This is a genomic window from Campylobacter concisus UNSWCS, assembly GCF_000466685.1.
Lineage (GTDB): Bacteria > Campylobacterota > Campylobacteria > Campylobacterales > Campylobacteraceae > Campylobacter_A > Campylobacter_A concisus_A.
In genome coordinates this window covers 40118-54646 of record NZ_ANNG01000003.1, presented here as the reverse complement: position 1 = coordinate 54646, position 14529 = coordinate 40118, and the positions used below count along the sequence as shown (strand labels likewise).

Sequence of the window (14529 nt, the reverse complement as noted above, 5' to 3'; positions counted from 1 at the left end):
AAAGTGCGTGAATTAAATTTTATCGTTAAAAAGTGTGCGGATATCTAGTGCGTAGTTTTTGGGCATAAAGATCGGTGAGTCTAAAATTTTAAGTACGCCATCATCAAACGAGAGAAATTCCACTACTCTTTTGCGATTGTTGTCAGTTTTTATGCTCATATCGGCTAGGCGCACTACCTTTACGATCTGCATTTTATCTGCCGTCCATTCAGAAAAAGCTAGAAATTTAGAGTCGTCTGAAAACAAAAAGCAAGCAGTCGCTCTCTCGCTAAGCAAAATTTGATCGGCACTGCCATATTTAGCTAAATTTTGATCCAAATTTAATAGTCTTTTTACGTGGTTTGAAAGCTCATTTTCTAAATTTAGACAGTGCTCACTATTTATAAAAAGCCTTAGCTCGCCAAGGGTTGGAGCGCCCATGGCGACCTCACAGCCTTCAAATTTGGCGCTAAATTTGCCATCACTGCTACACGCGTTTGCCTCGTAGTCCCAAGCTGAGCTCATAAATTTACCTATTAAATTTATTTATTAAATTTGCCTGCCATGGCTTTATAGACATTTAGCTCATCTTGTAAAAGCGTGTATTTCGCTTTTAGTAGCCCTATTTTGGCCTCTAGCTCGCTGTTTTTAGCCTCTAAAAACTCTTTTAGCTCGACCTTGCCGTAGGAGTATTTTAGCTCGTAAATTTTTGAAATTTCCTCGTAGTTTTTTATCTGCTCTTGGTAGTTTGCAAGTAGTGCTTCGTCGGACAAATAGCCTTTGTAAAATGCGTCTATCTCGTTTAATGCGCTATTTAGAGTGCTTATGTAGTTTAGCTTTGCAAGCTCAAAATTTGCCTCGCTAACCTTTAAATTTGACTTTAGCTTGTGGTAGTTTAAAAATGGTAAATTCAGAGCAATGTTGCCATTTAGAAATTTAAGGCTAAAGGCTTCCTCTTTTTTGTCGGTGCTGCTTTTGAGGCTGGCTCCTAGCGTGATGCTTGGATAAAACTCTTTTTGGCTCGCTTTGTAGTTTAAGATGCCCTCCTCTATGCGGTAAATGGCCGCTCTTAGATCGGGGCGGTTTGCTATGGCGCTTGTTGGCACATCTAGATCAACGCCCACTCTTTTAACGGGACTTAGCGTGAGGCCTTCAAATTTAAGCTCAAATTCTGGCCTCTCATTTAGTAAAATCCTAAGCGTTTTTTTAGCACTCACAAGCTCTTTTTTGGCACTTTCTATCTTATTTTGAGCGCTTAAAAGCTGTGAGTTTATCTGTTTTAGGCTTAGCGCCTCCTCTTTGCCAAGCTTAAATTTAAGCCCAACTATCTCATTTAGCTTGTTATAAATTTCTAAAATTTGCTCATAAGTTTTGATGCTCTCGTTTAGATATAAAATTTGAAAATAAGCGTCTGCCACGGAGTTTATCACGCTTAGTTTGCCAGCCTCCAGATCAAATTTAGTAGCATCCGCTTCAAACATCGCCGCGTCTTTGCTATTTGCTAGCTTTTGCCAAAGGTCAAGCTCATAGCTAAGCCCTATGCTTGAGCCAAAACTTCTAGTGACCGCGCCGCCCTCTTTTATGTTTTTGCTACTTGTTGCCTCAAAACCAGCGTTAAAGCTAGGGATCAAATTTGCCTGCAAAACGCCAGCTTGAGCGAGCGCTTTATTTACATTTACCGCGGCTTTTGCAAGGTCGGTGTTGTTTTTAAGAGCAAGTTCTACAAGCTCATCAAGGTAGCTTTGCTTATACTGCTTCCACCAAGAAGTGTCTAAATTTAGCTCACGGCTTGCGTTATCTTCAAGTAAAATTTGTTTGTAGTTTTCATCTATATTTTTAACAGCGCAGCCGCTTAAAATGAGCACTAAAGCTAGGCTTATAAATTTCATATTACTCCCTTGAAAGCGCATCTATTGGATTTAGTTTTGAGGCGTTTTTAGCTGGCATGTAGCCAAAGATGATGCCAATAGCCATCGACGTGACAAGTGCAAGCACGATCGAGCCGTTTGAAAAGATCATGCTAAAGCCGTTTAAGAAGTTGTTAAAGATGTAGCCGATAGCGTAGGATAGGACGATGCCGATGGCTCCGCCGATAAGGCAAAGTAGCACGGCCTCTATCAAAAACTGCTGCAAAATGTTGCTCTGTCTGGCTCCGATCGCCATTTTTATGCCTATCTCTTTGGTGCGCTCGGTAACTGAGACTAGCATGATGTTCATGACGCCTATGCCACCAACTACGAGCGAGACGACGGCGATGCTTGAGATGAGAAGGCGCATGGTCGAGATGGTCTCTTCGATCGTTTGCTTGATGCTGTCTGAGTTTCTTGTAAAAAAGTCTTTTTTGCCGCGCTTGATCTCTAAAAGCTCGGTTAGTGTTTTTTCGGCGATTTGCGCATTGACACCTTCATTTACTTTGGCAGTGACCGAGCTTATAAATTTATCTCCAGTGACCTTGTTTAGCACGGTCGTGTATGGAGCGTAAATTTTAAGCGTGCTTGAGTCGCCCATCTTAAAATCATCCTTTTGCAAAACGCCTATGATGCGAAGTGGCATTTTGTTAAAAAGTATGATCTTGCCGATAGGATCATCATTTTTAAAGATGCTATTTTTGGTGTTTTGATCGATTAGTGCGACTGAAGCTGAGTTTAAAACCTCGTCATCATCGTAAATTCTGCCCTCTTCTAGCTTTAGCCCATTTACGTCAAAGCTCCCTACCCCGCCACCTTTTAAGCTCGCACTTAGCGAGATATTTTCATAGGTTAGCACGCCTGAAGTGCTTGTATTTGGCGTGACTGAGTCTAGAAAGGACTGCTTGGCAAGCATGTTTGCGTCGCTAATGGAGAGCGTTTTTACCTTGCCTGAGAGCATATCGCCAAAGCCTTTACCTGGCATGATGTCGATCGTGTTTGTGCCGATCTTTCTGATACCAGCTAAAATTTGCTCCTGCGAGCCTTTGCCAAGGGCTACGACGCTAATAACCGCGGTGATACCTATAATAATGCCAAGCATCGTTAAAAGCGATCTTAGTTTGTGCGCTAGCATCGCATTTACCGACATTTTAAAGCTCTCTATTAGCTGGTCTTTATAATAAGTAAATTTGCTTTTTTCTGGCTGGGTTTGCTTGCTGGCCTCAAAAATTTCACTATTTTTTACATTATCACTTACGATGTTGCCATCTTTTATCTCGATCACCCTACTCGCATACTCTGCGATCTTTGGGTCGTGCGTGACGATGATGATGGTGTGGCCTTTTTTATAAAGATCAACTAAAATTTCCATCACCCTTAGTCCGCTTTTGCTATCAAGCGCGCCAGTTGGCTCGTCTGCTAAAATGATCTCGCCACCGTTCATCAGCGCCCTTGCTATGGAGACCCTTTGCTGTTGTCCGCCTGAAAGTTTATTTGGTAAATTTTTCGCTTTTTCGCTAAGTCCAAGTGAGCCAAGAAGCTCATTAGCTCTTTTCTCTCGCTCGCTCTTGTTTGCCCCTGCGTAGATGCTAGGCAGCGCTACGTTTTCAAGGGCATTCATCGTGCTAAGCAGGTTATATCTTTGAAAGATAAAGCCAAATTTATCCCTTCTAAGCTTAGCAAGGGCGTCATTATCAAATTTTGATATATCTTTGCTGTCCAGCAGATACTGCCCACCACTTGGGCTATCTAAGCAGCCAAGGATGTTCATCAGGGTTGATTTACCAGAGCCAGACTGACCGATGATGGCTATAAACTCGCCCTTTTTTATCTCTAAATTTATGCCATGCAAGATCTCTATCTCATTGTCACCTAGCTTAAAGCTTTTGGTGATGTTTTTTAGGCTTATCACTTAAAACTTCTTATGTTCTTTTGCGATCATCTTAGCGATCTCGCTTGATGAGCCTTGAGATGTGATGATCTCATCACCCTCGTTTATACCGCTAATAATCTGCGTATCAAGGTTGTCTTTTATGCCGGTTTTGACCGCTGTTTTTACCGGCTTGCCATCTTTTAGCACATAGACAAAAGTGCCGTTTTCATCTTTTTTGATGCCGATGCTTGGCACGATGATGGCGTCCTCGACGTTTGCTATTAAAAGCTCGTTTTGTGTGGTCATGCCTATTCTTAAAATTCCATCTTTATTATCAACGATGCTTTGCGCGTAGTAATAAACCGCCGAGCTGCTGCTAGAGCTACTTGAATATGAAGACTTACTGCTGCTACTTGAGCCGTAGCTGCCATCACTTAGTGTGGTAAGCCCCGGGTCGATCGAGCTAACAGTCGTTTGAAATTTCTTCGTTGGCTCAGAGAGGATCGAGTACTCAACTGGCGTGCCGACTTTGATCTTTGTGATGTCGCCCTCTGCTATTTGCATCTTCATCTTTACATGGCTAAGATCGGCGATATTTACGATAGTTGGTGTAGTTTGGTTGGCATTTACAGTCTGACCCTCCTCGACCTGCACGCTTACAACAGTGCCGTCTCTTGGCGCGATGATCTTTGTGTAGCCTAAATTTATCTTAGCGGTGCTTAGCTCGATATTTGTCTGCTTGATCTGCGCTTCAAGCTCTTTTATCTTTGCGCTATTTGCACTATATGTGTTTTTTGCGCTTTCAAATTCTTGCTTTGAAGTGGCGTTTTTGGCAAATAGTGCATTTTCTCTATCAAGCTGCGTTTTAGCGATATTTAGAGCCACTTTTGCGCTTTCTAGCTGGGCTTTGTAGATGGCAAGCTGGGCTTCTTTATTATCAATGCTATTTTGCTGGGTCGAGCTATCGATACTTGCGATCATATCGCCTTTTTTTACCTGATCCCCAAGCTTAACATATAGCTTTTTTATCTGACCGCTAACCTGTGCGCCAACGTCGATTAGCTCGGTGGCGAAAATTTCTCCAGTCGCATCGACCTTTTTGCTAAATGAGCCCTTCTTTGCCTTTTTGGTGATAAACTCCACCTCTTCTTCTTTTACCTTGAAAAATTTATCATAGACGAAGTATCCGCCAACGCCTAAAATAAGCAGGATTATTAAAATTTTAGTTTTTTTCATCGCTTCTCTTTGTAAAAAATTGGTAAATTCTACTCTACAAGAGTAAATACTCTCTAAGCTTCCTCTTTTGCCATGCCAGCCTCTATCAAAAACCTACTTGGTTGGTAGGTCACCTTCTTTATCTTGTCGTATTTTGCATAGCTAAGATAAAGCTCGTCTTTTGCTCTAGTAACTGCCACATAAAAGAGCCGCCTCTCTTCTTCTAGGCTGCCGCCCATGCTCATTAGCTTTAAATTTGGAAAGCGATTTTGCGCGAGATCGACGATGAAAACTTGGTCAAATTCAAGCCCCTTGCTCGCATGCACGCTAAGCAGGCTAACGCCCTGCCCTTCGCTCATCTCGTTGCTTCCAAGGGCTAAGAAGTTATAAAATTTACTGATATCTTGATATTTTTTAGCTAGCTCGCTTAGCACCACGCTCTTTGCCATTATGCGCTCTTTGACCTCTTCTTTTAGGGCAAGATCAACGTTGCCATTTTTTAGTGTTGCTCTTTTTGTGCTGATGTTTTCGACGATTAGTGAGTAAATTTTGCTAGTTTTTATCTCATTTATCATCGTAGCTGGCTTTGAGATATTTCTCATGCCTCGTAAAAAGTTGTAAATTTCATATAAAAACTGCGCCCCACTCTCACTTAGCTTTTGTAGTTTTAGCACAGGGTGGCCTAGAAATTTATCGCTAAAGCCAAGCTTAGAAAACCTTGAAACTTCGGCAAATTCATCAAGGTCGTCAAAAAGTCCTAGCTGGTAGTTTCGCCTTTTGTTTGATGAGATATTTACGCTCTCATCTGGCTCAACTATCCCTTTTATCAAATTTCCATGTCCAAGCTTAAGCAGTGCGTCAAAAATTTCTTTGCTAACTGCGCTGCCAACGCCTTTTGCGTATTCGCAGATGTGGATAAATGCCATTATATCTTTTGGATTGACATAAATTCCCATGATGTCGATGAGCGCCTTGATCTCGCGGCTCTCAAAGAAGCTCACCCCGCCCTTTCGCTTTGAGCCGATACCTCGCTCTTTTAACGCGACCTCGATGCCGTCCGCTGATGAGTTATTTCTAAAAATTATGGCGATATTTTCTCTATTAAATGGCGAGAGCGAGATGATATCAGCGATGTTTTGATACTGATCAAAAAGCTCGTTATAGACAAGCAGCCTTGGAGGCTTGAAATTTCCCTCACGACTAACTGTGAGGTGCTTTTCATAAAGCCTTGGGTTGTTGTTTATGACCTTGTTTGCAAGGGCAAGTATACTTGAGCTTGAGCGGTAATTTACATTTAAAGCGTAGATGTTTGCGTTTGGAAAGCGATCTTTAAATGAGCCAATGATCTCGATATTTGCGCCGTTAAATGCGTAGATGCTCTGGTCAAAATCGCCCACGCAAAAGAGGCTCTTTGTCCTAAATGCGTCTATTAGGCTGCCTTGAAGGGTGTTTGTATCTTGATACTCGTCGATCAAAATTTCATCATAAGCTAAATTTGCTCCCTTTTTTAGCTCGTCGCGCATTTTTATGAGAAGGTCGTTAAAGTCAGCGTAGGCAAATTTAGCCTTTTCAGCCTCAAACTCCTCTAAAACATCTTCATAAATTTCAGCATAAACGCCCTGCTCTTCGCTCTTATCGCTTATCCATTTGCCAAAAGTTGTGCCTTGCTCGCTGTTTTGAAATAGCGAGTAAAGATCGTATAGATAGGCCCCGCCGTAAGGCTTGACGTCGCTTAAATGGTAAAATTTACGCCTCTCAACAAGACTTTTTAAAAGCGTCTTTAGCTCGCTTGGCTGCTTTAGCGTGACGCCTTTATCAAGGCTTTTTAAAAGCGAAAATGATACCGAGTGAAAGGTGCCTGCGGTGATTTTGGAGGTGATTTGCTTGTCAAAATACCTATTTAAGCGCTCTATCATCTCGCTGGCTGCTTTGTTGGTGAAAGTTAGAAGCAAAATTTTCTCTGGCGAAATGCCTAAATTTAGTAGATGAGCGATGCGAGCGACAATCGTGCTAGTCTTGCCAGTGCCAGCTGAAGCGATGATGAGATTGTGTCCAAATGGCGCAGTTGCAGCGGTGTATTGTTCTTTGTTTAACCTAGATAAGGGCATGTCTTCCTCTTTTTTAAAAAGGCCTAATTATAGCTACTTAAACTTTAACAGCTATAATCACGCGAATGAAAAAGTTTAAATTTCTAAAATTTCTTGCCCTATTTTCGGCTCTAATGGTTGCTATTTTTTTGATACTGGATCAAATTTATCCACTAAATTTAGATGCGCTCAAAAAAGACGAAGCCAAAATTTTGCTTGATAAAAATGGCGAGATCATAAATATGAAGCTTAGTAGCGACGGAATTTGGAGATTTCACGAGCAAAGCTTCCCAAACTCGCTAAAACAATGCGTCGTGCTCTTTGAGGATAGATACTTTTACTACCATTTTGGCGTAAATTTTGCCTCCATTTTTAGAGCATTTTTTCACAACATAAAAAGCGACAACCGCATAGGAGCTAGCACTATCACGATGCAAGTTGCAAGAATGCTTGAGCCAAGTGATAGGAGCTATAAAAATAAGATAAGAGAAATTTTTAGAGCATTTCAGCTTGAACTTCACTTTAGCAAGGATGAAATTTTAAATTTATACCTAAATTTAGCCCCTTATGGCGGCAATATCGAGGGTGCAAAGGCGGCAAGCTTCTTTTACTTTGGCAAGGAGCTAAATGAGCTTAGCTACGCTCAGGCCGCACTTTTAAGCACAATACCCAAAAATCCAAATAAAAATAGACTTGATAGAGTTTCAAACATAAATGCCCTAAAAAACAGGGTCATAAAGATGCTTTATAAGGCAAATTTAATCGATCTTAGCGCATTTAAAAGAGCTCAAGCTGAGCCATTTAAAAATGTAAGGATAAGAGCCGTCGTAAATGCTAGCGACTACGCAAATGTCGCTTTTAAAAACCAAATTTCAAAGGCGAGTTTGGATCTAAATTTGCAAAAAGATATGCTTAAAATTTTAAAAGATGCGATGTTTTCACTAAAGGCTAAAAACGCAAACAACGCCGCTGCCGTGGTCATCGACAACAAAAAAATGAGCGTTGTTGCCTTTATCGGCTCACACGATGAGCGCGCACGTGATGGCAAAAACTCAGCCCTAAATATGAAGCGAAACACCGGCAGCACGCTAAAGCCTTTTATCTACTCGCTTGCGCTTGATAGTGGGCTTATCACGCCAAGCTCACAGCTAATCGATACACAAATTTATCTGAATGAATATGTGCCAAAGAACTTTAGTAATGACTTTTTAGGGCTTGTAAGCGCAAAGGACGCTCTAAATTTTAGCCTCAATATCCCAGTTATAAATTTAGACTTAAAGCTAAAAGACAACTCACTTTATGAGCTGCTTGAAAAGGTAAATTTAGTTGATGAAAACAAGGAGTTTTACGGCTCTTCGATAGTTTTAGGCAGTGCTGAGATGAGCCTGCTTGATCTTGCGCATCTTTATACGATATACGCAAATGGCGGGGTTTATAGGCCACTTGAGTTTGCTGGCAAAAACTACAAAAATGAAGATAAAAATATAACCCTCATCTCGCCTCAAAGCGCATATCTAACCGCCAAAATGATGAGCGAGGCCTCAAGGTCGTATCTAAAAAATGCTTGGCAATACGCGCAAAACACGCCAAAGATCGCCTTTAAAACAGGCACAAGTGCAAACTCACGCGATCTTTACGCCATAGGAGTTGATGAAGACTACACAATAGCCGTCTGGGTGGGCAACTTTAACGCCGAAAAAACTGACAAACTAACTGGGCTAAATGACGTTTCAAAAATCGTTTTTGACATGTTTAAGATCACAGCGCAAAGGCAAAATTTAGAGTTTATGAGCGAGCCAGAGGGCATCGAAAAAGTGCCAACCTGCCTTGATGCTTTTAGTTATGAGACGTGCAAAAAAACGGCGCTTGATGATAGGATAGTTGGAGTTAAACTGCAAGATAAGTGCGAGAGTTTAAGAGGCGAGGAGCTTGAGTTTTTGATAAAAAATGGCTTTTTAGACAAAGACGAGGTCAAAAATAGCCCTTGTGCTGAAGTTTTTAAAGATAAAAAGCCAGTCTTTGCCTATCCGTATGACGGCGAAGAGATTGTGACAGATGAAAATGTAACACAAATTATGCTAAAATGCTACGCGTTTTTAGGTGATGAAATTTACCTGAAAGTGGATGATTTGAACTTTTCTAAGATAGAAAACGCGAGCGAAAAAAGGCTAGATCTAACTCTTGGCGAGCACACTTTAAAATGCCTTGATCAAAACTCAAATCAAAGTGAAATAACAATAAAACTAAGGAGATAAAATGCAGCAAAAAGCGCTACTTCTAGCACTTTTAGGAGCAGTAAATTTATATGCTTTAAGTCTAAATGGCACCGCCGAGGTAAAGTCGCCTTTAAGCGTGGAATTTGGACTAGAAGATGATGTTAGCAAAAATCTCATAGGCACGCTAAGCGAGAAAAAGCTTATCTCGTGCGAGCCAGCACTAAGTGGCACGGTGAAATTTAACGCTCAAAGCCTTACGCTTTTTACAAAAGATATGCACGCAGGTGCTGAATACAGCTGTAAGTTAGAAAATGGCAGCAGCGCTAGCTTTGAGACGAAAGAATTTGCGCTTGAGAAGATAGAAAAGCTCACTGATAGCAAATTTATCCTTAAATTTAATGACGAAGTTAGTGAAGAGCTTGTGAAAAAAATAGCCGTAAAAGGTGCAAGCTTTAATGCCTTGCAACTCTCTCAAAACAGCTTTGAGCTTGATCTTGATAAAAATATAAGCGAGCCTACTTTTGAGTTTGGAGAAAATTTTGAGAGTAAATTTGGCGCTAAGCTTGCAGGCGATGGCGTGGTGAAATTTAGCGAGCAAGCAAGCGATGAGAGCGTAAATATAAGCGCTGAAGCTAAAAGCTTTGAGATAGCTAAAATTTATCCAGTAAGCCTAGATAATGGCATCTTGGCATTTAGAATTTATCTAAAAGAGTGGCTAAGTGATGATAATAATCTAAAGAAATTTATAAAGATAAAAGGCGTAAAAAGCTTTAGCATAAGCGACGTGGCATATAAAAATGATGATGAAAATGGCGCGCCAAATTCTGAGCTTGATGGGTATGATTATTACATCGATATCACAAGCGATGAGTTTAAGCCACAAAATAGCTACGAGATCACGATAAAGTCAGGCTTTGGAGATGATAGAAATGTCGTAAGGGAGGCTAAAACCTATGAGGTGGTCGCTAGTAACTTCACTCCATTTGCAAATTTCACAAATGAAGAGCCTTATATCTCAAGCGTTGGCGAGATCGGCATTAGAAGTGCAAATTTACCTGAGCTAAATGTAAGCGTTGAAAAGTTAAGCGATCAAAATTTTAGATACTTTTTAAATTTCAACGACACTAGCGAAGATCTAAGCAACTTTAGCTCAAAAGTAGCAAACAAAAGTTACAAGCTAGAGGGTGCATTAAATGAAATTTCACTAAATAAGATCAAGCTTGACTTTGCAGGAGCAGGAGACGGAGTTTATAAGATAAGCTTAAACTACGGCAAAGATAAGAGCGTCTCAAAGGTCGTCTATCTAAGCGACATCGCCATAAATGCAAAGCTTGGCAAGGATGAAATTTTCGTCTTTGCAAACCGCCTCGGCGAAAACACAATGCTGCCAAACGCAAATGTAAAAATTTATGGCAAAAGAAACGAAGAGATCGCAGTTGGCGCGACAAATGATGTTGGTGTATTTAAATTTAACAAAAAAGATATCTGCAAAGAGATCTCATCAGTCGTCGTCTCACTTGGCAAGGAGCAAAATTTCCTCATCATAAAAGATGGCGAAGCGCTAAATGAGGCAAAGCTCATCAGTCAAAATCCAAGCGAGAGCATTGATGCTTACACGCATTTTGCCTCAAATATCATAAGACCAAACGAGAGCTTAAAAGGTGCTATTTATCTAAGAGATAGGGACTTTAACCCGCTTAAAAATATGCCAGTTAAGATCAAATTTATCGATCCGCAAGGCAAAAGTAGCGCCCAAATCACGCAAAATACAAATGATGTTGGCATGATAAATTTTGAAAAAGAAATTTTAAGCGATCTAAGCGGTAGATTTAACATGCAGATAATCTACGCTAGCAAAGTGATAGCGAGTGTGCCATTTTACGTCGAGAGCTTCGTGCCAAACAAGATAAAAAATGACATAGCCATAGACGCTGATAAATTCTTTGCAAACGAGCTAGTAAAGGTAAATTTAACAAGTAGCTACCTCTTTGGCGGAGCAGCTAGCGACTTAGCTGGCAGTATGCAGGTTAGCTTCTTTGACGATGAGTATAAAAATAGCGAATTTAAAGAGTATAAATTTAAAAATGACACCCTAAAAGCGGCTGCTTATCCAAGCATAGAAAATGATCTAACTCTTTCAAAAGATGGCAAATCAAGCCAGATGATAGATCTTAGCTTTAACACCAAAAACGCACCTTCTATCATAAAAGGCGTCATAAATTTCAACGTAAATGACGATGGCAAAAATGTAAGTGACGCAAAAAGCTTTACACTCTATCCTTACAAAGATATGGTTGGCATCGCTGCTAGCACGGCATTTGCTGATCCAAACGAAGATGTAAAGATAAGAACAGTCGTTGTTGATATGCCAAGCCAAAAGGCAGTGAAGTCAAATTTGAAATTTGATATAAAACGTGTCACATGGCAGTATCAAAGGGACGCAAATGGCTATATAAAATGGATCCAAACGCTTGAAGACGTGGATAGTTTTTATAAAAATAGTGGCGAGTTTAGCTATAAATTTACGCAAAGTGGCTCATACGTCATCACCGCTACAAATTTAGTAAGTGGCGCAAGCACGAGCCTAGACATCGATGTAAGCGGCTACAACTACTCAACCCTAGCGCCTACAAAAGAGCTTAGCAAGTCTCAGATAAAACTAAACAAAAGCGTCTATAAAAAAGGCGACGAGCTAAGCGCAGATATCAGCTCAGCGATAAAAGAAGGCATCGCGCTTGTCACGCTTGAGGACGCAGGTGTCAAAGCCTACAAGGTCATCAAGATCAAAAACAACTCAGCAAATGTTAAATTTAAACTTGACTTTGACTTTAATGGCCTTTACGTGAGTGCAAATATCTACCGCATGACTGACGCTGGACTAACTCCGTTTAGAACCTACGGCAAGGTCTATGCAAACGGCGATAAATCTTCAAGAAAGATAGATCTTAGCTTAGAAGCGCCAAAAAGCGCAAAGAGCGATGAAAATATCAAAATTTCACTAAAAACAAAGCCAAAAGCTTATGTCAATTTATTTATCACAGATGTTGGTGTGCTTGATATCACTTCGCAAAAACCAGCCGATCCGCTTAAGTTTTTTGACAAAATTTTACCTGATGGCGTCTTTGACTACGACATATATAATATGCTCACAAATTACAAGGTCGAGGGCAAAACGCTAAGCTTTGGTGGTGATGCTGCGGCGATGGCAGTGGCTGCAAAAATGGCAAAGCATGCAAGCCCAGTTGATAGCAAAAATGTAAAAACTTATGCAAATTTAGTAAGCCTTCAAGCAGACGACAAAGGCGAAATTTCTTACGAGTTTAAAACGCCAAATGGCTTTGACGGCGCCATTAGAGTAGATGCTGTGGCAAATGACGCAACTGCAATGAACGCCGTAAATAGCGAGATAAAAGTAAAAGATGATGTGATCATTAAGCCAAGTGCTTTGATCTATCTTTTAAAAGGCGATGAATTAAGCGCAAACTTAAGGCTCATAAATACGACAAATACGGACAAAAACCTTACTATAAATGTAGCATCAAGTAAAAATTTAAACATCAAAACGCAAGAAAATGCCAACCTAAAGCCGTTTGAAAACAAGGCATTTGTACTTAAAATTTCAGCCCTTGAAACAGGTGCTGGCGAATACAATGTCACAATAAGCGACAAAAATAGCTCAAAAACGCTTCAAAATTTACTAGACGTCGTTAGCCCTTATACGATCAGCACCTACGCAAAGAGCAGCGTCTTTGACAAAGAGAGTAAAATTTCACTACCAAAAGGCTACCACGATGTGAGCGTTGATGCCTCAAGCTCGGTCTCAAGCGTTCTTTTAGCAGCTTCAAAGAATTTAGTAGAGTATCCTTACGGATGCGCGGAGCAAAGAAGCTCAAGACTGCTTGCACTTTTAAATTTAAAACCAAAAGATGAGCTTGAAAAAAGCGATCAAAAGAGATTTATCGCAAGCGGCATAGATGAGCTAACTAAGATGCAAAAGCCAGATGGCAGCTTTGGCTACTGGAGCGATCTAGGCGAGACAAACGCGTTTGCAAGTATCTTTGCAACAGACGTGCTTCTTGATCTTAGTGAGGCTGGATATGAAGTAAGCAAAGGCGTCAAACAAAATGCTCTAAATTCGCTCTTAAAATACGCAAACAATGACCTTGAGGCACTTTACGCCCTTTATGTAAGCTCACGTGTAAATATGGCTGATAGATCGGTTTTAAATAAAATTTATGACGACAAAGCCTACAATAAAACAGCACTAAGTAAATACCTAATGGCAGCGGCTTTAAAGCTAAACGGCTTAAATGACGAGGCAAAAGTCGCGCTAAAAGATATCAAAAATGCTAAAACAAGCGAAGAAAATCCATCTGATTTTAGCTCAAAAGTAAGAGATAACGCCTTTATCTTGTATCTGCACGCAAAATACTTTGAGAAAAACGACTACTCAGACGACCTTGCAAATTTCTTGATAGTAAATTTAAATGAGCTAAGCTCAACGCAGGAGCGTGCATTTACGCTAAGAGCGCTAAATGCCTACTTTGGCAAAGATAGCGGCGAGAAAAATAACAAATTTAAGCTTAGCTACAACGGCGAAAGTAAAGAATTTGACGGTCTTTTAAGCACGTCATTTACTACAAAAAATGGCGAATTTAGCATCACTCCACTAGGCTCAAATAAGCTTTATGCAACTATCTTAAGCTACGCTTACTTGCCGCTTGAGATTAAACACAAAATCGAGCCAAAAGAGCTTGATATCTACCGCGTTTTTGTTGATGAAAAAGGCAAAGAGCTGGGTCTTGACAGCCTAAAAGTAAATGACGTCATCTACTCAAAAGTGGTGATAAACTCAAAAACAATGGTTAAAAACGGCGTTATAAACGAGATCGTAAGTAGCTGCTTTGAGCCGATAAATGAAAATTTAAGCAACTTTAGCAAGAGCTTAAAAAACAGCTTGCAAGTAGAGTATAAAAGCATAAAAGATGACCGTGTGCTAAGCTTTTACACACTAAGTAGCGACGAAAAAGACGCCGTGCTTTACACACCTTATAGAGTAAGACTTGGCGGTAAATGCTCGCTTGGTGCAGTCACAACTGAAAATATGTATAACGAAAGACAAAACGACTACGACCTAGCCGTGAGAAGCTTTAACGTCAAATAGCTATTTAAACTTCGGGGCGTTTAACCGCCCCAAGCCCATATTTCCCCACTTTTGCAAAGATTTTTTTAAACAAATTTTAGATAACATT

At 40.4% G+C, this 14529-nt stretch carries 7 protein-coding genes; 2 read left to right on the top strand and 5 right to left on the bottom strand.

Annotated features, from left to right (window positions below):
- Positions 1-12: 12 nt before the first annotated feature.
- The 5 genes from UNSWCS_RS00305 to UNSWCS_RS00285 are packed head-to-tail and all read right to left on the bottom strand — an operon-like array spanning position 13 to position 7082.
- Complete coding sequence (locus UNSWCS_RS00305) at positions 13-504, bottom strand: hypothetical protein (protein WP_021086784.1); 492 nt, start codon at positions 502-504, stop codon at positions 13-15.
- Positions 505-521: 17 nt separating this feature from the next.
- Positions 522-1868 carry a TolC family protein gene (locus UNSWCS_RS00300; protein WP_021086814.1) on the bottom strand — a complete coding sequence of 449 codons (1347 nt, stop codon included), beginning with the start codon at positions 1866-1868 and terminating at the stop codon, positions 522-524.
- A 1-nt stretch (position 1869) separates the two neighbouring features.
- Positions 1870-3798, bottom strand: coding sequence for a MacB family efflux pump subunit (locus tag UNSWCS_RS00295; RefSeq protein ID WP_021086826.1), 1929 nt, complete (start codon positions 3796-3798; stop codon positions 1870-1872).
- Positions 3799-4995, bottom strand: a complete 1197-nt coding sequence (locus tag UNSWCS_RS00290; protein WP_021086785.1) for an efflux RND transporter periplasmic adaptor subunit — start codon at positions 4993-4995, stop codon at positions 3799-3801.
- 53 nt (positions 4996-5048) lie between these two features.
- The gene (locus tag UNSWCS_RS00285) at positions 5049-7082 is read right to left on the bottom strand and encodes an ATP-dependent helicase (RefSeq protein WP_021086829.1); all 2034 of its coding nucleotides are present in this window, start codon (positions 7080-7082) and stop codon (positions 5049-5051) included.
- Between the two features lie 65 nt (positions 7083-7147).
- Between UNSWCS_RS00285 and pbpC the strand changes: the two genes are divergently transcribed.
- Both pbpC and UNSWCS_RS00275 read left to right on the top strand, forming a co-directional pair.
- Positions 7148-9316, top strand: coding sequence for a penicillin-binding protein 1C (gene pbpC, locus UNSWCS_RS00280; RefSeq protein WP_021086833.1), 2169 nt, complete (start codon positions 7148-7150; stop codon positions 9314-9316).
- A gap of 1 nt (position 9317) precedes the next feature.
- Positions 9318-14441 (top strand): alpha-2-macroglobulin family protein, encoded by a 5124-nt coding sequence (locus UNSWCS_RS00275; RefSeq protein ID WP_021086830.1) that lies wholly within the window; start codon positions 9318-9320, stop codon positions 14439-14441.
- The last annotated feature ends 88 nt before the right edge of the window (positions 14442-14529 follow it).